The sequence below is a fragment of the Aliivibrio sifiae genome, assembly GCF_002954715.1.
GTDB lineage: Bacteria > Pseudomonadota > Gammaproteobacteria > Enterobacterales > Vibrionaceae > Aliivibrio > Aliivibrio sifiae.
The window spans coordinates 1,458,118-1,479,586 of record NZ_MSCP01000001.1 but is presented as its reverse complement, the minus strand read 5'-3'; the positions used below and the strand labels follow the sequence as shown (position 1 = coordinate 1,479,586).

Annotated in this window: 20 protein-coding genes; 16 read left to right on the top strand and 4 right to left on the bottom strand. The window is 38.9% G+C overall.

The window, feature by feature from the left end; translation table 11 throughout:
• The first annotated feature begins 96 nt into the window (after positions 1 to 96).
• Positions 97 to 927: a helix-turn-helix domain-containing protein gene (locus BTO23_RS06545; RefSeq protein WP_105063202.1), complete on the top strand. Its 831-nt coding sequence runs from the start codon at positions 97 to 99 to the stop codon at positions 925 to 927.
• Between the two features lie 86 nt (positions 928 to 1,013).
• Here the strand turns inward: BTO23_RS06545 and BTO23_RS06540 are convergent, their stop codons facing one another.
• Positions 1,014 to 1,823: a GNAT family N-acetyltransferase gene (locus BTO23_RS06540; RefSeq protein WP_105063201.1), complete on the bottom strand. Its 810-nt coding sequence runs from the start codon at positions 1,821 to 1,823 to the stop codon at positions 1,014 to 1,016.
• Positions 1,824 to 2,214: 391 nt separating this feature from the next.
• On the opposite strand from BTO23_RS06540, the gene BTO23_RS06535 reads away from it, so the two are divergent.
• The 9 genes from BTO23_RS06535 (at position 2,215) to dcuC (ending at position 11,372) form a co-directional block, all read left to right on the top strand.
• A complete protein-coding gene (locus tag BTO23_RS06535) occupies positions 2,215 to 3,171 on the top strand; it encodes an MBL fold metallo-hydrolase (protein WP_105063200.1) in 957 nt (318 codons plus the stop codon).
• Positions 3,161 to 3,469: a hypothetical protein gene (locus BTO23_RS06530; RefSeq protein WP_105063199.1), complete on the top strand. Its 309-nt coding sequence runs from the start codon at positions 3,161 to 3,163 to the stop codon at positions 3,467 to 3,469. Before BTO23_RS06535 ends, BTO23_RS06530 begins: the two co-directional genes overlap by 11 nt.
• On the top strand, positions 3,457 to 4,323 hold the full coding sequence (locus BTO23_RS06525; RefSeq protein ID WP_105063198.1) for an MbnB/TglH/ChrH family RiPP precursor modification enzyme: 867 nt from the start codon (positions 3,457 to 3,459) through the stop codon (positions 4,321 to 4,323). Before BTO23_RS06530 ends, BTO23_RS06525 begins: the two co-directional genes overlap by 13 nt.
• Positions 4,316 to 5,044 (top strand): HvfC/BufC family peptide modification chaperone, encoded by a 729-nt coding sequence (locus BTO23_RS06520; RefSeq protein WP_105063197.1) that lies wholly within the window; start codon positions 4,316 to 4,318, stop codon positions 5,042 to 5,044. Before BTO23_RS06525 ends, BTO23_RS06520 begins: the two co-directional genes overlap by 8 nt.
• On the top strand, positions 5,037 to 5,618 hold the full coding sequence (locus BTO23_RS06515; RefSeq protein ID WP_061028467.1) for an HvfX family Cu-binding RiPP maturation protein: 582 nt from the start codon (positions 5,037 to 5,039) through the stop codon (positions 5,616 to 5,618). The genes BTO23_RS06520 and BTO23_RS06515 overlap by 8 nt, the downstream gene beginning before the upstream one ends.
• Positions 5,619 to 5,729: 111 nt before the next feature.
• Positions 5,730 to 7,310: a cytochrome ubiquinol oxidase subunit I gene (locus BTO23_RS06510; RefSeq protein ID WP_060990689.1), complete on the top strand. Its 1,581-nt coding sequence runs from the start codon at positions 5,730 to 5,732 to the stop codon at positions 7,308 to 7,310.
• The gene (cydB, locus tag BTO23_RS06505; protein WP_105063196.1) at positions 7,310 to 8,446 is read left to right on the top strand and encodes a cytochrome d ubiquinol oxidase subunit II; all 1,137 of its coding nucleotides are present in this window, start codon (positions 7,310 to 7,312) and stop codon (positions 8,444 to 8,446) included. Before BTO23_RS06510 ends, cydB begins: the two co-directional genes overlap by 1 nt.
• Positions 8,447 to 8,775: 329 nt before the next feature.
• Positions 8,776 to 10,005, top strand: coding sequence for a peptidase T (gene pepT / locus BTO23_RS06495; protein WP_060990691.1), 1,230 nt, complete (start codon positions 8,776 to 8,778; stop codon positions 10,003 to 10,005).
• A gap of 2 nt (positions 10,006 to 10,007) precedes the next feature.
• Complete coding sequence (gene dcuC / locus BTO23_RS06490; protein ID WP_060990692.1) at positions 10,008 to 11,372, top strand: C4-dicarboxylate transporter DcuC; 1,365 nt, start codon at positions 10,008 to 10,010, stop codon at positions 11,370 to 11,372.
• A gap of 89 nt (positions 11,373 to 11,461) precedes the next feature.
• Here the strand turns inward: dcuC and BTO23_RS06485 are convergent, their stop codons facing one another.
• Positions 11,462 to 12,718 (bottom strand): adenylosuccinate synthetase, encoded by a 1,257-nt coding sequence (locus BTO23_RS06485; RefSeq protein ID WP_060990693.1) that lies wholly within the window; start codon positions 12,716 to 12,718, stop codon positions 11,462 to 11,464.
• A 135-nt stretch (positions 12,719 to 12,853) separates the two neighbouring features.
• Between BTO23_RS06485 and BTO23_RS06480 the strand changes: the two genes are divergently transcribed.
• The 3 genes from BTO23_RS06480 (at position 12,854) to BTO23_RS06470 (ending at position 17,392) form a co-directional block, all read left to right on the top strand.
• The gene (locus BTO23_RS06480) at positions 12,854 to 13,744 is read left to right on the top strand and encodes a LysR family transcriptional regulator (protein WP_060990694.1); all 891 of its coding nucleotides are present in this window, start codon (positions 12,854 to 12,856) and stop codon (positions 13,742 to 13,744) included.
• 276 nt (positions 13,745 to 14,020) lie between these two features.
• On the top strand, positions 14,021 to 15,415 hold the full coding sequence (gene gad / locus BTO23_RS06475; protein WP_060990695.1) for a glutamate decarboxylase: 1,395 nt from the start codon (positions 14,021 to 14,023) through the stop codon (positions 15,413 to 15,415).
• Between the two features lie 99 nt (positions 15,416 to 15,514).
• A complete protein-coding gene (locus tag BTO23_RS06470; RefSeq protein WP_105063194.1) occupies positions 15,515 to 17,392 on the top strand; it encodes an aspartate:alanine exchanger family transporter in 1,878 nt (625 codons plus the stop codon).
• Positions 17,393 to 17,441: 49 nt separating this feature from the next.
• Here BTO23_RS06470 and BTO23_RS06465 read toward each other — a convergent pair whose 3' ends face one another.
• A complete protein-coding gene (locus BTO23_RS06465; RefSeq protein WP_060990697.1) occupies positions 17,442 to 17,645 on the bottom strand; it encodes a hypothetical protein in 204 nt (67 codons plus the stop codon).
• Positions 17,646 to 17,829: 184 nt separating this feature from the next.
• On the opposite strand from BTO23_RS06465, the gene BTO23_RS06460 reads away from it, so the two are divergent.
• Positions 17,830 to 19,749, top strand: coding sequence for an alpha/beta fold hydrolase (locus BTO23_RS06460; protein WP_245922087.1), 1,920 nt, complete (start codon positions 17,830 to 17,832; stop codon positions 19,747 to 19,749).
• Here BTO23_RS06460 and BTO23_RS06455 read toward each other — a convergent pair.
• Positions 19,743 to 20,633, bottom strand: coding sequence for a LysR family transcriptional regulator (locus BTO23_RS06455; protein ID WP_105063193.1), 891 nt, complete (start codon positions 20,631 to 20,633; stop codon positions 19,743 to 19,745). The genes BTO23_RS06460 and BTO23_RS06455 overlap by 7 nt on opposite strands.
• 135 nt (positions 20,634 to 20,768) lie before the next feature.
• Here BTO23_RS06455 and BTO23_RS06450 point away from each other — a divergent pair, with 135 nt between their 5' ends.
• Entirely contained in the window at positions 20,769 to 21,074 is a 306-nt protein-coding gene (locus BTO23_RS06450; protein WP_060990702.1) for a monooxygenase, read from the top strand.
• 19 nt (positions 21,075 to 21,093) lie between these two features.
• On the top strand, positions 21,094 to 21,465 hold the full coding sequence (locus BTO23_RS06445; protein WP_061002149.1) for a hypothetical protein: 372 nt from the start codon (positions 21,094 to 21,096) through the stop codon (positions 21,463 to 21,465).
• The last annotated feature ends 4 nt before the right edge of the window (positions 21,466 to 21,469 follow it).

The following is a 21,469-nucleotide window of genomic DNA, read 5'->3' as shown; positions in this document are numbered from 1 at the left end:
CGAATAGGATCATATAGATAATTATGGTGATCTGTTGTGCTGTTAATGAGATAAGTCAGTTAGAATGGGTCATCTCTGCATAGTTTGGTATTAGTAATGATCAATTGGATTCTCCCCCCTAAAAATTCGGACGTGGCTAAACTGATCGATTGTTATTGGTTTTTAGAAAGACCAGAAGAGACAGACAGTAACCCATTTCCAAAATTAAACCCTGAGCCTGCAGGGCATTTGATCATTACTATTCCTGAGCAGCCTTATCATTATGATATTGAGTCTGATCGATTAAAGGGAAAGGGGTCACATTGGTTATACCCATACAGCAAGACATTGCAGATGGATCACTCTCATGGCTTTGCTATCATCGGGGTTAAATTTCATGTAGGTGCTTTGTACTTATTAAACCAAGAACCACAACAATCATTAGCAGATACTATTGTCTTAGCAGATTTGAATCTGTTATTTGAAACTGAAGAGATAAATGAAATAGATCTGATTGAACTAGCCAAACAAGATCCTCAGAGGCTTTGTACTAAGTTAGATGAGATATTGTTACCGTGGTTATCTAAAGCCGAAGAAGATAAACATTATAAACTGACAACAAAAGCGCTACCTCTATTAGCGAAAACGCCCATTGCTCAGTTAGGGGAGTTATTGCATTGCTCACAAAGAACGTTAGAGCGAAGTTTTGTTCGAGTTACTGGTTTTACTTTAAAACAATGCCAGTCAATGAATCGATTAGAAGCGTTAATTACGTATCTGTATCAGCGAGAAGAAACCGATATTGATTGGTTAACGGTTGCGTACGAATTCGGTTTTAGTGATCAGCCACATTTGATCCGTTATTTGAAAAGTACTTTGGGAGTTACTCCTGGGGAGTACGCAAAGCAACGAGATCTTACGATTGATATTTACGGTGGAATTGAATAACCAATATCCATTTAAGAAGAATATAAAGCTAATGACTCAAAGAATAAGTCACTAGCTTTAGTATTTAAGTTGATATGTTGCTGAGTTTAAAAATCAAACTGAACAATACGATGTGAAGAGGTAAGACCGGCACGAGTAATGGCTTTCTGTGAGGCAATATTTGTTTTCTCAGTTGAGCACATGGCGGTTAACCCTTTACCGTTTGCTAAAGCAATCAAGTAAGTGAGCACTTGAGTCGCAATTCCTTGCCCACGTTCAGATTCAGCAACAACCATTCCCAAATCAGCATGATCTGTTTGATGTTCGTTAAACAAACGACATTCACCAGCAGCCAGTAACTTATGATCCTTCCAGTAACCAAATAACTCTTTGCGACTAATTAGGTTTGCATAATACCCAGTAACCCACTCTTCAGGCGCACCTATGTTTGTTTTTGCAAATTCAACAAATTCGGCTAGCTGTTCAACCCTTGCTGCTGCCATTGGTAAGTCAGTCTTTTGCTTTACTGATTTTTCGATTTGTTGATACATCAGCGTATTTACTTGGGTTTTCGCTGCATGATCAAGACATAGTGATAAATAATGCGTTTCTGCCGTACTAGAAAAAGCGCCAGTCACATCACCAATAACGCCGTTTTCTTTATTGATAATAGAAGTGAAAATATCATCAGCAAGAGCGTGATTTGGTTGGTTTACGTAAAACTGAAGCAGATAACCATCGCTATTTATACAACAAAATCCAATCAACTCTTCATTTTTATAAAAACCAAAATGGTCTGCCATCGGTACAAATCCGCATAACCACATACCATCTAGTGGCGCTGTAGCTTGCTTAATGTACTCTTTTTTTAGTGTGCTTAATTCTTCTAGCTGTTCAATTTTTACGATAGTGATCATTTTCTATTGCCTATCTTTGATGGTGGTAACTATTTAGTAATTGTATGGATAAACCCATAAGTGATGGGCTGTTCTTGAGTGAATAATAAATAAAAGAGAAAAACAAAGATTGAACAAAAGCGACAGTTTGAAATTGAAAGTAATAAACGAGGCAATTATACGTATTTGAATTTATGTAAATATAACCTTGTTTTCTTTCCATTTAAGAATGAGTAGCTCTCATTTCGTTTAGTTTAACTTAATGGTTTGTTAAAAATACAAATATATATTTAACTTTGGAGATCATTTACTTTATGCCTTGCTTTGATTTACATCAAACAATGATGATTTAGTAACGTAACTTTTGGTAGCTCACCCAAAAGTTTTCATAATCAGATATGAGGTAATACATATGAAACAGCCTTTAAAAGCACTCGTTGTTGCTCTTGGTTTCACTTTCGGTGCAGCAAATGCCTACGCCATTAGTATGGAACCACTAGACAAGGAATACACGTTACAAGTATTAGGATCGGGTGGTCCTATTTCTGATGATCTTCGTGCCTCTTCCGCTGCTGTGATTTGGTGGAAAGGAAAATCTAGATTTATGATTGATGCCGGAGGTGGTGCCTATCTTCGTTTTGGACAATCAGGTGCAAAACTTGAAGATTTAGACTTTTTAGGTATCACTCATTTCCATACCGATCACGTAACAGATCTACCTGCCATTTTAAAAGGTGGATTCTTCTTTAATCGTGAAGATGCGTTAGATATTTCAGGACCAACCGCAGGTGCTGGATTTCCAAGTTTAACTGAATACATGGATGCGCAATTCAATTCAGACAAAGGCGCTTATGCTTACCTTAATGGCTTGCTTACTGGCGAAGGGATCTTTCCTGTCACCTTGATTGACGTTCCTTACCAATCAAAAAATGAAACTAAAGTATACGATAAAGATGGAGTGGTAATCACTGCATTTGGTATTCCTCACGGCAATGTTCCTTGCCTTGCTTATCGAATTGAAACTAGTGAAGGTGTTTTTGTTGTTTCTGCTGATCAAAACGGAACTAACCCTGGGTTTGTTGATTTTGCAAAGGGCGCTGACATTTTAATGATGCCAATGGCAATTGCTGAGGGTGCGGACGAAGAAGTTTCAGCATTTATGCATGCAAAACCGTCGACGGTTGGGAAAATAACCGCTCAAATAAATCCTAAGTTACTTGTTGTTGATCACATGATGGGCCTGAGCTTGAAATTTAAAGCAGAGTCTCTAGACATTATAAAACAATATTACAAAGGTGAAGTGTTTGCGGCGCGTGATCTATCTAGTTTCCCAATGAATGCAGTTAAGGATAAAACCAATGAGCAATAAACTTACTTTATCAATTGTTATGACCTCTGTGATTGCGTTTAATTCAGGGATGGTTTCTGCAGCAGAACCAGTAGAAGAAGCCGTTGTAGCGCAAGCCAGTTCGGGCAATAGCGGTCATTGTGCTGCAGGTAAATGCGGGACTGAAAAACGTTTTGGAAAAGCAGATTTAAAGGGAGATCCACAAGGGCGTTTAGTGAGAGCGAGAGACGGTAAGTGCGGCCTGTCAGGTGAGGGGGTTAATGCCCCTGCCGTGATTACAGATAAAAGCAAAATTACAGGTGGGTTATGCGGTCAATAATCAATACAAGCAAAGGTATTGGGTTACGCGCTGAGCATATTGACGAACTCTGTACATCTTCAAAACATAAAGATATTGATTTTCTCGAATTAGCGCCTGAAAACTGGATGAGCATTGGAGGGCAGCGACGCGAATCTTTAAAGCAGATTGCAGAACATTATCCACTGATAGCACATGGTCTAACGTTATCTATTGGTGATGGACAACCTCTGAATATAGAATTTATACAGCAAGTTGCTCGCTTTCTTAATGAATTTGATATTGATATGTATAGCGACCATTTAAGCATGTCGCGTGATAAGCAAGGGTATTTATATGATCTTCTTCCAATCCCTAGACGTAAAGAAAACATCTCTTATTTAGTTGATAGAATTCAGTGTGTGCAAGATATTATTCAGCGTCCATTAATACTAGAGAACATCTCTTACTATCACGATTATGGGGATGAGATGCCAGAAGGTGATTTCTTCTCGGAAATTATAAATCGAAGTGACTGTAAGTTATTACTAGATATAAATAATATTTACGTAAACAGCCATAATCAGAGTTATTGTCCTTATGAGATGCTGAGAGCTTTACCGAGTGATTCAATTGCTTATTATCACATCGCAGGGCACCTAAAAGATGACAATAATTTCCTTTTAGATACTCATGGTAAATCAGTGCAAGAGGAGGTAGTGGAGTTAGCAAAATATACGTTTGAGGTTCACGGTTGTAAGCCTTTATTGCTGGAGCGAGATAATAACTTACCGCCATTAAATGAACTAATAGAAGAGCTTTGTACTATCCACGGTAACATTCTCAATCAACAGCATGGATTAAATAAAACAAGTGAGGGAGATTATTATGCTTAATACTCCCGCAACGATGTTGACTGAAATTGAATTATTTTCTAAGGCGATCCGACAGCAACCAAAACAGAAATCTACTCGCCGTTACCATGAGTTTATTTGTGAAAATATTGTAGGGGTAATTGAAAATACCTTTCCTTTATTTTCAGAAACACAAAGTGCTGATGACCTTAATCAGTTAGCTAATGAGTTTATTTATTATCACGGTGCAACTGAGCCAGAGTTTCATCAAATAGCGACAGAATTTGTTCAATTTTCTCAAAAAAGAGCGGAGATAACACCACCGTTATTAAAATTAATTGAGTACGAGTGGGTCACTTTTAATGTCGAAATAGCGATGGAAAGGATGGACAAGGTACACCCATCCTGGGAAGAGATTGCCGTCCAACCTGATGTTTTTACATTGAGCTGTAATTCAGTGATGCAATTGATAGAGGTTCCATTTTTAGTTGAAGAAGATACGGTTAATTTTCTTTCTAAAGATGAAGACTTTGTTGTGTACGGTGTTTATCGAACAAAAGAAAATATCGTCGTGTCTCAGAAGCTTAGGAATATTGATGTTGCGATTATTCAGCTTATTTCTCAAACACCTAAAACCACATTAGCAAAAGCAGAGCAGCATATACATACACACTTAGCAGGGTTTGATTTTATGCATTGGGTGCATTCTTTTACTCAAAACCAACTTATTACGATTCAGTTTTTAGGAGATAAACATGATTAATTCAATTATCGATGGGTATGACAATTTTATTGTGAAGTGCAAGAAATGGGACTTTGTTGTTTTACTTGGTATTCGATTATTTCTTATTCCCGTTATTTATGTAGGTGCACATTCAAAAGTAACAGGCTTCGATGGCGCGGTTCAATTAATGGTTGAACTTGGTCTTCCTTTCCCAACCTTTATGGCTTTTGCTGCCGCTGCAACAGAAGTGATTGGGTGTATTTGTATTGCTTTGGGTTTATTTACTCGAATTATTTCTATCCCAATGATCTTTTTAATGAGTGCCGCAAGTTTAACGGTGCATTGGAAACATGGGTGGGATGCGATAGCAACAGGAAGTATGGAATCAACATGGCGTTTGAATGGGTTTATTGAGTGGTTATCTGCTAATTACCCTGGTCGTTATAACTACATTACAGAGTTGGGTGACCCTGTGATGTTGAACAATGGTATGGAGTTCGCGACGACCTATTTTGTCATGCTTGCCGTGTTATTTATTTATGGTGGTGGTCGTTACGTAAGTATGGATTATTGGTTGAAAAAGAAATTTAACCGTAAAGAAATAAACGGATAAGTGGGATTAATAGGGGAGGCTGACCCCTATTTTTCATTACTTTATATAGTTAGTTATTAATCACAAGCGGTTAAATATCGCTGATTATATCGACGTTGGGAAAGAAGTATTATGTTAACAGATGTCGTTGATCTCTCACGATTTCAATTTGCAAGCGTGGCTTTATATCATTTCATTTTTGTGCCACTGACTATTGGTCTGTCATTTTTATTAGCAGTGATGGAAACTATTTATCTCGTAACCGGAAAAACGGTTTATAGAGACATGACTAAGTTTTGGGGGAAATTATTCGGCATTAACTTTGCCATGGGGGTCGCGACTGGATTAACCATGGAGTTTCAGTTTGGGACTAATTGGTCATACTATTCCCATTATTCTGGTGATGTTTTTGGAGCTCCATTAGCAATAGAAGCGATGCTTGCCTTTTTCCTTGAATCGACGTTAGTAGGGATGTTTTTCTTTGGTTGGGATCGTATGTCCAAAGGAAAGCATGCTCTATGTACATGGTTAACCGCAATTGGTTCTAATTTTTCTGGCTTTTGGATCTTAACTGCCAATGGTTGGATGCAAAACCCTGTGGGTGCAGAATTTAATTATGAAACCATGCGTATGGAAATGACGAGTTTTATGGATGTTATTTTAAATCCGATCACTCAAGTTAAGTTTCTACATACCGTTTCTGCCGGTTATGTCACTGGTGCCATGTTTATTATGGGGATAAGTGCTTATTACCTACTGAAGGGGCAAGATCGCTCATTTGCACTTCGTTCCTTTACTGTGGCGTGTTGTTTTGGCTTAGTAACTATTATTTCAACACTATTTCTGGGAGATGAGTCAGGCTATGAAGCGGGTCAGTATCAACCAGTTAAATTGGCAGCAATGGAGGCCGAATGGGAAACAGAAGAAGCTCCTGCATCATTCACATTATTGGGTTTGCCTAATCAAGATACAATGGAAACCGATTATGCAATAAAGATCCCTTATGTAATGGGTTTGATTGCAACACGATCTACCGATACTCCCGTTGTTGGATTAAATGATCTGGTGAAGATGAATGAACAACGTGTTCGTAATGGTATGGTCGCTTACGGGTTACTCAAATCATTACCAGAGAATGTGGATAAGTTTAACGAGCTAAAAGGCGATCTCGGTTATGGCCTATTACTGAAGAAATACACAGATAATGTTATTGATGCGACAGAGGATCAAATACAGCAAGCGGCAAAAGACACCATCCCTAATGTCTCTCCAATTTTCTGGAGCTTCAGAATAATGGTTGCGTCGGGTATGTTGATGTTTAGCTTGTTATTGCTTTCTTTCTGGTACATGTGTCGAAATCGTTTGGAAGATAAACGTTGGTTATTAAAAGCCTGTCTTTTGGCAATGCCACTACCTTGGATAGCGATTGAGTGCGGCTGGTTAGTGTCAGAATATGGTCGCCAACCATGGTCGATTCAAGAAATACTGCCAACAGCAATGGCGGCATCGGATCTAACCGTTAATCAAATCCTGACATCATTAGCGGTTGCGTTTGGGTTATACACCTTCTTACTTATTATCGAAGTTCGTCTAATGGTCAAGTATGCGCGTATTGGGCCTAGTGCACTAAAAACAGGCCAATATCACTTTGAAAGAGAAGACACAGATGAACATGAATTAATGTTAATTTCATACCAAGGAGGAAATAAATAATGTTTGATTATGAATGGTTACGTTTATTTACTTGGGGAGCGATTGGGGTTTTATTAATTGGATTTATTATTACCGATGGCTTTGATATGGGGGTTGCTGCATTACTTCCTATTATTGGAAAGACGAACAATGAACGTCGAGTAATGATTAACTCTGTAGCGCCACATTGGGATGGTAATCAGGTGTGGCTGATTACGGCTGGTGGTGCAATCTTTGCAATTTGGCCAACAGCGTATGCGGTATCATTCTCTGGGTTTTATATCGCAATGATGTTGGCGCTTGCTGCATTGTGGTTACGACCAGCAAGTTTTGAGTATCGTGCAAAAGTGGATAGCTCATCATGGCGTAATAAGTGCGATATTGGCTTAATGATAAGTGGCATTGTTCCTCCTATTATTTTTGGTGTAGGTTTTGGGAACCTCTTAGTCGGTGTGCCATTTGATATGAACTATTTAATGATGATTCATTACAGTGGCAGTTTTTGGGAATTACTAACCGTTTTCCCAATAGTTTGTGGGCTTCTATCTCTATTTATGGTGCTATCTCAAGGTGCGGCTTATCTACAGTTAAAAACAACACTAGGGATCAGAGCAAGAAGTCAGAGAGTGACAATCATATGCTCAATGGTATGCGTCGGACTGTTTATTCTCGGTGGTTTTTTAGCGGTAAATATGAATGGTTATATTATAACGAGTGAGGTTATTACTCACTTACCATCAAACCCATTACATAAAGAAGTTGCTAGCGTTACTAATGGTCTATTGCATAACTACAGTGATAATAACCTGCTGTATCTTATACCGATACTAGGTGTTGGCATGTACCTATTAACGATTGTATTTTCTTACATTCGTTCTAGTGGCTTTGCATTCTTAACATCAAGCTTAGCGATGGTTTGTATTATTTTGACCGCAGGTATTGCATTGTTTCCTATGATCATTCCATCCAGTATTAGCCCAGACCATAGTCTGACTATTTGGGATGCAACATCAAGTGAGCTAACACTGCAAATCATCTCAATTGTCGTGGTATTTGTTGTCCCCGTTATTCTTGGATACACAGTGTGGTGTTATTCAAAAATGTTTGGTCGTATTGATACGAATTACATTAAAGAAAACAGCGCTCGATTATATTAATAGGAGAAGAGTATGTGGATTATTATGTGGGTCTTCATTGTATTAGTGGCTTCCGGTTTTGGAATGATAACGTGCATCTATCAAGAGAATCATAAAGGCTATTTTGATAAAGAATAAGAGTATATTTACTTAATCGTACTCTTATTCGACTTTACAAAAATACCGCTTATATAAGTAAGTGGTATTTATTTTTAGATAAGGTTCTTAGTACGGTTATTTTTGAAAGTTAAATAACCATTTTTAAATTATGGTTATTGAGATAATAGTCACTTAAAAAAATTTAAAAAATCGTAATATCTTTGTTTTATAAGTAATTTTGGATTAAAACAATGAATGTAGTAGAGCGTTTTTTAGGTTACACAAAGATCAATACAACCACAAATCAAGCGAATGGTGCTGCTGGTATCATGCCTTCAAGCGCAGGCCAATATGAATTAGCATGTTTGGTTAAAAAGCAATTAGAAGCTCTAGGTTGTGTTGATATTGTTCTTCGAGATACCGCTATTCTTACCGCGACTTTACCGTCTAACTCTAAAAAACAATTACCAATTGTTGCCTTCTTTGGACATCTTGATACCAGTTCAGAGCGAATTGAAGATACGCATGCAGAGGTGGTTCGTTATGAAGGGGGAGATATTCCATTATCTACTGGTCCAATTCTTTCTCTAAAAGAGCAGCCAGAACTTGCAAATTATGTTGGGCAAGAAATCATAGTGAGTGATGGACAATCATTACTTGGTGCTGATGATAAAGCGGCGATTGCTGCCATTTTAAATGCATTGCAGTTTTTCCACGAAAATCCAGAAGTTGAGCATGGAACGGTAAAGGTGGGTTTTGTTCCTGATGAAGAGCAAGGGCTTCTGGGAGCAAATGCATTTGATGTGAATGAGTTTGGTGCTGATTTTGCTTACACACTAGACTGTTGTGGAATTGGTGAATTTGTTTGTGAAAACTGGAATGCAGGTAATGCAGTGGTTACATTCACAGGACAATCTGCACATCCGATGAACTCAAAAGGTAATTTGATCAATTCTTTATTGTTAGCCAATTCTTTCATGACCCAGTTCCCCGCAAAAGAAACGCCAGAACACACCGAGGGGCGTGAAGGTTATTATTGGATGAAGAAACTTGCAGGAAATTCAGCAAAAACCATTCTTAATATGGATATTCGAGATTTCACGGAAGAAGGTTATGCATATCGAAAAGCCTTTATTGCCGAACAAGTAAGTATGTTTAATGAAGCGAATAACAATCGAGCCGTTCTTGAAATGAGTGATCGTTATAGCAACGTGCATAATTTTTTAAAAGACTCTACATTGCCTGTTGATTTAGCAATGGCGGCTTATAAAGAAAATGGTATAGAACCAAAAGTGATCCCTATGCGTGGTGGTTACGATGGGGCTGTGCTTTCAGAAAAAGGGTTGCCATGTCCTAACATTTTTACTGGCGCCCATAACTTCCACTCAATATTTGAGTATTTGCCTGTACCATCACTAGTGGCTGCAAGTAACGTGGTTAAGACAATTATTATCAATTTAACTGAGCATGAAGGTATATAAATATGGCTCAGTTAATATTGGTTCTTATTGTTGTCGTTATTGCCGCCAGAATGATTCTAAAAGGCTACAAAGCAGAGCCTACCTTATTAATGTCAGGGACTATTTTAATTTTTGCTACTGGGATATTTGGTTGGGGACCGATGCTACCTGCTTCTGTAGCATCAACCAATTTTTCAGGATTTGACCCGTTTAAGTATATCCAATTTTTGATGGGGTATCGTGCGGGAGCATTAGGCTTGATGATAATGGCGTTAGTCGGATTTGCTGATTATATGAGTCATATTGGTGCTAATGATGTCGTCGTTCGCTTAGCCACAAAACCATTAAGTCGCATTAAAAATAAAAATATCATGTTGTTCTTTGCTTATTGTATGGCGAGTATTCTTCAACTCGCCATTCCATCAGCAACTGGATTAGGCGTGTTATTAATGGGTACCCTGTATCCTGTAATGTTAGGCTTAGGTCTTTCTCGTGGTAGTGCTGCCGCGGTTATTGCTAGTTCATTGGCGGTAAGCTTTACCCCAACGGGTGTTGATGCTATTCGTGCCAGTGAAGCATTAGGAATGGATTTAATGAGTTACGTTTCTCATTACCAAGCACCAACATCGATTGCAACAATGGTAGTTATCGGGATTATGCATGTTATCTGGCAAACTCATGTAGATAAAAAACACCCTGAGCAATTTGAAGAAGCCGCACTGGCTGAATCAAAGGAGGGGAGTTCTGCGCCGAGTTACTATGTTATGTTACCTCTACTTCCTATTATTATGGCTGTGGTTTTTTCTAAATTAGTGGTTTCAACCATCAATATGGATGTGACAACAATCGTCTTTGTTTCCATGTTTGTCGCCATGCTGTGTGAATGCGTTACAAAAAGAAGCTTAAAGGTTGTGTTTGATGGCTTTGGTGTCTTTTCGAAAGGAATGGGAAGTGCGTTTAGTAGCGTTGTTGTTTTACTCGTGGCTGCTGGTGTTTTTGCTTATGGGATCCAAGCTACAGGCGCTATTTCTAATTTAATCATGCTTGCTGAATCGGTTGGTTTACCAAGTGTTGCAATGACTTTAGTTTTTGCTGTTGTTACCTTGATGGCAGCAGTAATTATGGGGTCAGGTAATGCACCATTCTTAGCGTTTGTTGAGTTAATTCCAACGATAGCATCAAGCATGGGAGCAAATACCGCTGCGATGTTAATGCCAATGCAACAAGCTTCAGCAATTGGCCGTGCAATGTCTCCAGTGTCGGCGGTTGTTATTGCGTCAGCAACAGGAGCGAAGTTAAGTCCTTTTGATGTAGCCAAACGTACTTCAGTACCTGTGTTAGTTGGCTTTGTGTTCCATTTTATTATCGTATATGCATTTTATAGCTAAATTACGTTTATATTTTTGATACAAAAAAGCCACACAACCTAAAATTCCCAAAAGGTTGCGTGGCTTTGTTATTTTTAGATAACGTCCGATTAACGGATGATCATTTGTTCACGTTCAGGACCAACAGACACCATACTTACTGGCACGCCCATTAGTTCTTCAATACGTAATACATACGCTTGAGCCGCTTTTGGTAGGCTTTCAAAAGTACGACAACCAGTGATGTCTTCTTGCCATGCTTCCATGTTTTCATAAACAGGGCTTAGTGCTGAAGTTTGAGGCCAGATTGGATTCTCAGTGTGTTCGCCAGCGTAAGACGTACAGATTTTAAGATCCGCCATGCCACTTAAACAATCAATTTTTGTTAGTGCGATTTCAGTTGCTGCTTGTAGTTCAACACCGTTGCGTGTTGCAACTGCATCAAAGTAACCCATATCACGTGGACGACCTGTTACTGCGCCATATTCGTTAGCCGCTTCACGGAAGTTATCTTGCTCTTCCATTGCAGTAACTAGTGTACCAGTACCTACAGATGAGCTGAATGATTTAGCAACGGCAATAATTCGTTCAGGACGCAAAGCAGGTAAACCACTGCCGATACCAGCATAAGCTGCGGTTACGTTTGAAGAGGTAGTCCATGGATATTCACCGTAAACTAAATCACGACCTGCGCCTAACTGTGCTTCAAACAATAAATTTGCATCGTTCTTTTGCATTACTTTTAGAGGTTCAGTTACGTTACAGATAAATTTACGCCAAGGAGCACTTACTTCTAATAACCATTCTGTCATTTCTTCTGCCGTTTGGCTGAAATCACACGTTGGATATAGAGCGTTAAGTTGTGGCATTTTCCAATCAAGCATGAATTGAATACGCTCAAGCAATACTTCAGGTTGCATTAACCAACCAACAAGGATGCCTTTTTTCATTACACGGTCACCATACGCAGGAGCAATACCTTGACGAGTTGAACCGTAAGCACCGTCGCCTAAACGTAATTCTTCTAATGTATCTTCAAGCGCATGAAGGGGAAGACAAAGCGTAGCACGGTCAGAAATGTGCATTTTTACTTCAATGCCAGCCGCTTTAACTTCTGCGATTTCTTCGCTTAATGCTGCAGGGCTAATTACCATGCCAGGGCCAAGAACCGCTGTACAGTCCGGGTTAAAAATACCGCTTGGAAGTTGGTGTAGCTTAAAGGTACCGAAGTCATTTACCACAGTATGACCGGCGTTATTACCGCCCTGAAAACGAATACTTGCAGACGCATCCGCAGCAAGAAAATCAACGATACGGCCTTTACCTTCATCGCCCCAATTAGCACCAACAACAACAATAGACGGCATAACACAAACTCCTTAATGATTAAGACGCTATGCTAATCCCAATAATGCAATATGAGAAATTAATTATAATTATCGACTTGATAAGAAATCCATATATCATATTGGATGAAATGTATTCAAAAAGAGAGTATAGGAATGCTTGATCTTCATTGGCTTAAAACATTTGTAACCTTAGCTGAGTTAAAACACTTTGGTAAAACCGCGACGGTATTACACATGACCCAACCTAACGTTAGTTTACATATCAAACAGTTAGAGAGTACGACGCGGGTGAAGCTAATCGAGAGGAATCCATTTCATTTAACTGAAGCAGGGGTTCGGCTACTTGAAACCAGTCAAAATACATTAATGGCACTGCAAGTTTGCCAAGCCGATCTTAATGCGATTAATGATTTGAGTCGCGGAACATTAACCATTGCCGCTAGCGATATTATTTCTCGCTTATTATTGATCGGGCCATTTCAATTATTTAAACAAGAGTTCCCTGGGATCGATTTTTCCTTGTTAAATACAACCTCTTCACAAGCGTCTGAATTAGTGAAAAGTGCAGAAGCTGATTTAGGATTTGTTATTGCACAAAAAGAGAGTCAGCCACTGCATTTTACTGAGCTTCAGCAAATAAAATGGTGTGCATTAGGTGATAACTTAGATCTATGGCAGCAAGCAAAAAATAACCCTAATATTGAATTAGATGAAGAACCAACATTGATATTGCTAGGGCATGATACGCGAACTCGTGACTTATTGGATTTGGCATTACCTTCATTGAATTTACCTAACTATCGCATTATGGAAGTAGGCAGTGTCGATGCTCAAATTGATTGGGCTGAGGCGGGGTTTGGTGTTGCGATCGTTCCTGAGTTTTCGATTTACATGAAACAAAGTTTGAAGACGAAGGTAACCCCGTTACCTAAATTCCCAACCACAAGCTTAGGTTATGTTGTACGACAAAATCAGGTGTTATCTAAAGCTATAAAACAATTACTAAAGTGGGTTGATAAAGAAATTATTCGCTCTCAAAAATAGGCGGATTTTATATTCTAAATTTTGTTACAAGAGTCTTATTCTATCAGGGTTTGACGTGATATTCGTGCTACTAAATATGAATTTAGTGGCGTCTATGTTTTAAAAAATGAGCAGAAAGTACATTGACATCATCAATTAAAGGGACTAAAAGTGTAACTAAAGATTAATGAGTAAGTAATTGACTGTGTTGTTAATTACTTACTGATTAAGGCCGAATTTATTTAAATTCGACAGTTTATATTTTTATTGTTTGTTTAATTCAATGGAGCTAAACGTATGCCTCTTCATTCCAAAAATACAGTCAGAGACGATCTTCTCGATGATGTCTATTCATCAACTGACCTTTCCTTATCTATGCCAAAATACAAAATGCCTGAACAAGAACATGACTCTCGTCATGCGTATCAAGTTGTTCATGATGAATTAATGATGGATGGCAATTCTCGACAAAACTTAGCAACATTTTGTCAAACTTGGGTTGAAGACGAAGTTCATAAACTAATGGACGAATGTATCGACAAAAACATGATCGATAAGGATGAATATCCTCAAACAGCAGAGCTTGAAGCTCGTTGTGTGCATATGTTAGCGGATTTGTGGAATTCACCAGACGCAGAAAATACGTTAGGTTGTTCTACTACGGGTTCAAGTGAAGCGGCAATGCTCGGTGGAATGGCCTTAAAATGGGCTTGGCGCGAAAAAATGAAAAAGCTTGGCAAACCAACAGACAAACCAAATATGATTTGTGGTCCTGTTCAAGTGTGCTGGCATAAATTTGCGCGTTATTGGGATATTGAACTACGTGAGATCCCAATGGAAGGTGACCGTTTAATCATGACGCCTGAAGAAGTGATCAAACGTTGTGATGAAAACACCATTGGTGTAGTGCCAACGCTAGGTGTGACGTTTACTTGTCAGTATGAACCAGTAAAAGCAGTGCATGAAGCGTTAGATAAACTACAAGAAGAAACGGGATTAGACATCCCAATGCATATTGATGCGGCAAGTGGTGGTTTCTTAGCCCCATTCTGTGACCCTGATTTAGAGTGGGATTTCCGTTTGCCACGAGTGAAATCAATTAATGCGTCAGGTCATAAATTTGGTTTGAGTCCATTAGGCGTGGGTTGGGTTATTTGGCGTGATGCGTCAGCATTACATGAAGATTTGATTTTCAATGTGAACTACCTAGGTGGCAACATGCCGACCTTCGCGTTGAACTTCTCTCGTCCTGGAGGTCAAATTGTAGCGCAATACTATAATTTCTTACGTTTAGGTAAAGAAGGGTATCGTAAGATCCACCAAGCGTGTTATGACACGGCGGTGTATCTTTCTGCTGAAATCGAAAAAATGGGCATGTTTGACATTATTTATGATGGCAAAGGTGGTATCCCTGCAATGAGTTGGTCATTGAAAGAAGGTGTGAACCCAGGGTTTAACTTGTTTGATCTTTCGGATCGAATTCGTTCTCGTGGTTGGCAAATTGCCGCGTATGCGATGCCTCCAAAACGTGAAGACTTAGTGATCATGCGTATTTTGGTTCGTCATGGCTTTAGCCGAGATCAAGCCGATTTACTGGTTGCTGATCTAAAACATTGCATCGAGTTTTTCGATAAGCATCCTATCTCCCACGGCAGTGATGAAACCGAATCTTCAGGTTTTAATCACGGTTGATGTTTTTTGGGCCGCATCTTCGCGGCCCAATTTTTTCAATTAGCTTCTATAATTCTTCATAGAAGCCTCGTTTATCTTTATTCTATATGGGAAATAATTATGAATATGGATCAATTGAACCATGCCTCTCAGTGGATGAAGTCTCAACGCCGGACTTTATTACTTACTCTGTCACTTTTTTTATTCTCTAGTCGCCTTATGGCAGCCGAATCCGTCGAAGCGTTAGCGCAACATGAAACCTCTGGATTATTTGGTTTTCTGTTTACGTATATCGCCCACAATCCTTTTGTGTTTCTTTTCTTAAGCATTGCCATTGGTTATCCTTTAGGAAAAGTAACAATTAAAGGCATTAATTTAGGCTCAACAGCAGGTACATTGGTTGTTGGTGTCGGTATCGCATTAACCGCTTTCTCTGTTTATGGCTTACATATTGATGCGCCGGGTTTGGTGTCTGATATCTTCTTAATGATGTTCATGTATGCCATTGGTATGAAAGTAGGGCCACAGTTTTTTTCTGGTTTGGCACGAGGCGGACTAGACTTTGTTGTGATTGGCCTCATTGTTGTGTTCAGTAATTTCATTATTGTTTTCTTTGGCTCTAAATTGCTTGATTTAGCTCCGGGTTATGCCGCAGGGATTATTTCTGGAAGTTACACCGTAACAGCTGTGATGGGTGTTGCTCAATCTGCCATTAATTCAGGGGCTGTTAAAGCGCCTGCAGGTATGACGCTTGATCAAATCAGTGCCAACATTGCTGCTGGTTATGCCATTAGTTATATTCTTTCTAGTGTCTTTATTATTCTACTTATTAAATACCTACCAGCGATGTTTGGTATTGATCCGGTGAAAGCGGGTAAAGATGCTGAAGCCGATTTTGGTGCTGGTGGTGATGCAGAAGCGCTACCGAGTACTAATGGGTTCTCAAACTTAGGGGTTCTTCCTTTAGATATTCGAGCGTATAGAGTCGATCATCAAGAATTAGTTGGTCAAGGTGTTGAAGCGTTATTCCATCGTTATCCTCACGCTGCAATTCTTAAAGTTGTTCGCGGTGATGAAGTATTTGATGCATCAGATAATCCACAACTTCAACTTGGGGATGTTATCGGGATCCGAGGTGATTACCACGTCTTAATCGAAGGTGGAGAATCTACCGTTGGTGTCGAAGTGGATGAACCAAGAGCACGCAATGTAGACATAGAAGTTGCTGATATTCATTTAGGTAAATCAGCCTATACAGGCAAAACTATTGAAGAAATGAGTAAAGAGGTTGGCTTTGGTATCTATATGAAAGCGGTGTTCAGACAAGGACATCAACTTCCTATCTTACCTAAAACAGTGGTTGAAGTAGGGGATGTCATTCGTGTTGCTGGTTCTGATTGGTGTGTTAAACAAGCGGCTAAAAAACTGAACAGTAATCCGATTGTTGAGAGCACGTTAACAGAGACATTCTACTTAGCACTTTCTTTATTGATCGGTTATGTCTGTGGCCACTTGAGTGTGACTTTAGGTGGGATACCATTTGCACTGGGAACATCTGCGGGTTGTATGCTGACGGGGATTGTATTTTCATTCTTACGTACTCGTAATCCAGCCTTTGGTGGGCCTATGAGTGAAGGCGCTCGTAGCTTCTTACAAGATATTGGTTTGAGTTTATTTGTTGCGGTATTAGCAGCAACGGTAGGGCCAAAAATCTTGGCGTCATTCCAAGGTATCGTGGTAATTAAAATTGCAGGTTTAGGTTTAGTCGCGGCCTTACTTCCACCATTATTGGCTTGGATTTATGGTTTATATTTCCGCAAGATGAATCCTGCAATCCTAGCGGGTGCATGTGCCGGTGGACGTAATAGTACCCCAGCAATGAAAGGTGCTCAGGATGAGTGCCAAAGCGATATGCCTGCGGTAGGCTATCCAGTTCCTTATGCACTAACATCTATGATAGTGCTAGTTCTAGGCTATCTAACGATGGTGCTGTACTAAGCTCTCGTCTATAACAAAAAAGCCATTCTGATTAAGTTCAGAATGGCTTTTATATTGTTCTTTTTTTCTTTTTCTTGGGTCTTTTTTTATCGAGTATTTTAGTGAGTAATTCCCTTTGTGGATCGGAAAGTGGGAATCTGTCCATTAACTGGTTTTGAACACTTAAAAGTAACGTCTTTTCCCATGGTTTAAATACATCAAACTCAAGTAATATCGCATCGTTTATTCTGATGAAAAATTCATAGTCGTTCATAGGACTCCTTATTATCAAAAGAACCATAACATAGATGGATCTTAAATATCGAGTTATGGAGGAGGTTTCTTTATCCACGAGAGGAATAACCTCATTATTTATAGAAAGCCCATTTATTTCCCCGAGTTTTATAGCGATATGTCATAATAGAAGGACATAATTACTTTGTCGGAAATGGTCAAATATGATGGGTGAACATTATTCGATTAGTAAAAATAGCTTTGATGTATTTCGTTTTGCTAAAAGAGATGTCGATAAAATTGCGTTAGTTACTGAAGGTGGCGGCCAAAGAGGTGTATTTACTGCAGGAGTACTTGATAGCTTCCTGCAAGCGAACTTTAATCCGTTTGATTTATTGATTGGAACCTCAGCTGGATCACTGAATTTAGCGTCTTATATCTGTGGTCATAAAGGTCACGCTTATCGAATTATCGATCAAGTTACTCGTAGTCCTGATTTTTTTAAATTATCCCGTTTTTTATTGACTGGCGAAGGGATGGATTTAGATTGGTTAATTGATAAAACAGAATCTGATATTCCACTTAATTGGAAGGTTGGGAAAGAACACCTCAATACCAAACAAGTGCTTGCTGTTGCAGCTCATGCTACCAATTTTGAGACCAAGTATTTCGATCTTTCGACTACTAACTGGAAAGATATCCTGCGTGCTTCTTGCGCTATTCCTGCTTTACATAAACAGCCCGTAATTATGGACGATAAACGTTGGCTTGATGGTGGTTTAACTACCCCTATCCCAGTACAAGCTGCGTATGATAGAGGTTTCCGTCATATTGTTGTTATTCGCACAGTACCTGTTGATTTTAAAGAAAATCATGATTGGCTGATTTCTCTCGCGAAGATGACAAAAAATAATACCTTAGATCATATGGCTGCAATGCTTGTTACTCACGAAGAGAACTATCGTAAGACTCAAGCGTTTTTAGCGAACCCACCAGATGATGTCATCATTTATGAAATTTCACCAAACAGAAGCCTTCAGTCTAAGGTACTTGGTAGTACGAAAAAACAATTAGATGCGGATTATCATCACGGGAAAGAAGTGGGTAAGTTATTTCTTGAAACCATTGCCCCAAAGCTGAATTTAGCGCATTTATCACAAGAACGTTTTTTAGTGAAAACGCGTGAAGCGCATTTTACAGATGAAGCAAAGCAACAAGAATATAATGATCAGATTGATGTTATTTGGAATAATAAAAAGTGTGGCGAAGTCTTAGGTGTAGAGCGTATTCCATTAAAATGGATCAATGTTAATCCTAACGATAAAAAGCAAACATTAGTTATTGTGAATGGCCGCAATGAAAGCTATTGGAAATATAAAGAAGCGATTCTTGAATTAAGTCAGTATTTCAATATCTATGCTTATGATCATCGTGGTCAAGGCGAATCCGGGCGAATGACACAAGATCATGAATTAGGTCATGTGGATGATTTTCATGATTATGTTATGGATCTTTATATTTTTATGGAGAGAGTCGTGCGACCAAATTTAGAGAGGGAATGTTTTATGCTTTCTCACTCTATGGGGGCAGCGGTAATGACTCAATATTTATCAACCTTTGATCATCCAGTAAAGGCATCGGCAGCAACTTCTCCTATGTTTGGTGTATACATCTCCGGTAGGGCGCATGGCTTTAAAAAACAAACGCTAAATTTACTTGATGTATTAGCGAGTAAACCAAATTATGCATTAGGCCAAAGCCACTTTAAAAAGGTTCAATACAAGGATAATGTCTTAACTCACAGTGAGGCGAGGTATAAATTATTTCTTGATTTATTTTTAGAGAAGCCAAACTTAAGATTAGGCGGACCAAGTACCCATTGGATCACTGAATCTATTAGGGCGGGTAAGAAATGTATTGCGAATGCGCATAAAGTAAAAATCCCAATATTAATTCTTCAAGCTGGGGATGATCTCGTGGTGAGTAATGTTGCACAAGCTGAATTCCATGAGAAGTGCCATACAAGTCATTTAGAACCCATTGCAGGTGCTTATCACGATATGTTAATTGAGAAAGACACGTACCGAGATATTGCGATCAATAAACTACTGGATTTTTATACCAGTGATTATCGTTATTATTGAGTTTTTCTGGTTGCAATCGAGTTTATCAATAATTGATAAAGGTGCTTGGCAGCAGGACCTGTTTTAGCGCCTTTTGGAAGTGTAAGGTGCAATGGAACTTGATAACTGCTCGCGCCTTCTATATCTAAAATTACCATATTTTTGTCGTTATGATTATCGATAATATGTAATGGGAGACGGCAATATCCTAAGCCTTGTTTGGTGGCTTGCCATGCATGATCAAAATTATCAACGGTGATGCGTTGGTTTGATTTCAGCCAACCTACATTTTGTTTATTCTCTAATCCTAAGTCCCGAATGACAATTTGACTACTGGTTGTAAGATCGGCCAAACAAGGGGCAGGGAATGAAGCTAATGGGTGATGTTTTGCAACAACGGGAAACATCTCAACCATACCAAAAGCCTCACAAGGATGATTGGTAATCGGCAGAGTAATAATAGAAATATCGGCATTTTCTGAGGTTACCGTATTGGTTGTTTTAGAGAGTGAGGTTTCAATTATTTGAACCGAAGTCGTACTGTTATCTTTAAGAAATTCAGACATGGCGGAATATAACCATGAACGATCACACAGGTGATCTATCGCAACGGTGACTTCAGCTTCAATGCCTTGAGACAGCTGTGTACTGATCTCTTCAAGTGCTTTTGCTTGTTCAAGCATAGACTGCGCTCTGCGTAATAACGACTTACCATCATCAGTTAATATGGCTCTACGTCCCTCAACTTTAAGTAATGAAACTCCGAGTTGGTTTTCCAGTTTTTTTACGGCATAAATAAGCGTGGTATGGCTTTTATTTAATGCGATAGCGGCTGCTTGAATACTGCCTGCTTTGTCTATTTCAAATAAAGTTAACCACTGGTCTAAGGTTGTTTTTAATCTCATCTGTCTAAAATACTCACAGTTATACGCAGTTTTATGAACTTTTATGTTTAATTTTTATAAGTATTATAGCACCTATCGCAAGGGAGAAGACACGCTAAGTGTTATTCCTAATTGCTTAATTAGTTGGAGATAAAGATGAGTAAATTACTGCAAGTAGATTTTGATTTTACCGGCCCATTTGGTGATGAAATGGCGGCGATGATGACGGGACTAGCGGAATCAATTAATCAAGAACCGGGTGTGATTTGGAAAATTTGGACGACAAGTGAGCAATCTCAACTTGGCGGTGGCATTTATTTGTTTGAAGACGAAGTTTCTGCTCAAGCTTATTTAACAATGCATACCGCGCGTTTAACTAGTATGGGAATCACTAATATTCGAGGTTATATCTTTGATATTAATGAACCGCTGTCAGTGATTAATAATGGCCCAATCGCATAATTTATTTGGATATAGAGTAATGAATAACAAAACTTTCTTAACTGTGCATGGCGTAATTTATAGCGTGTTTGCTTTGACTCTATTCTTTATTCCACATCTAATGTGGCCAATGTATGGTGTTGAGCTTAATGATCAATATGCGGTGTTCTTATCGCAACATACCAGTATTTTCCTTGGGGGGATTGCAGCGATAAGTTTGTTACTGCGTGATATTGACTCAAACCTTATTGCAAAGAAGTTATTACTTGCTTTGTTGATTACCAATAGCTTAGGTGTGGTGATTACCCTATATGCTGGGGTTATCGGAATATTTGTTGGTTTTGGTTGGAGTGATCCCGCTTTTTTTACTCTGCTTTCTGTTCTGACTTACTTACAGTTTAGAAAAATATAGTCAT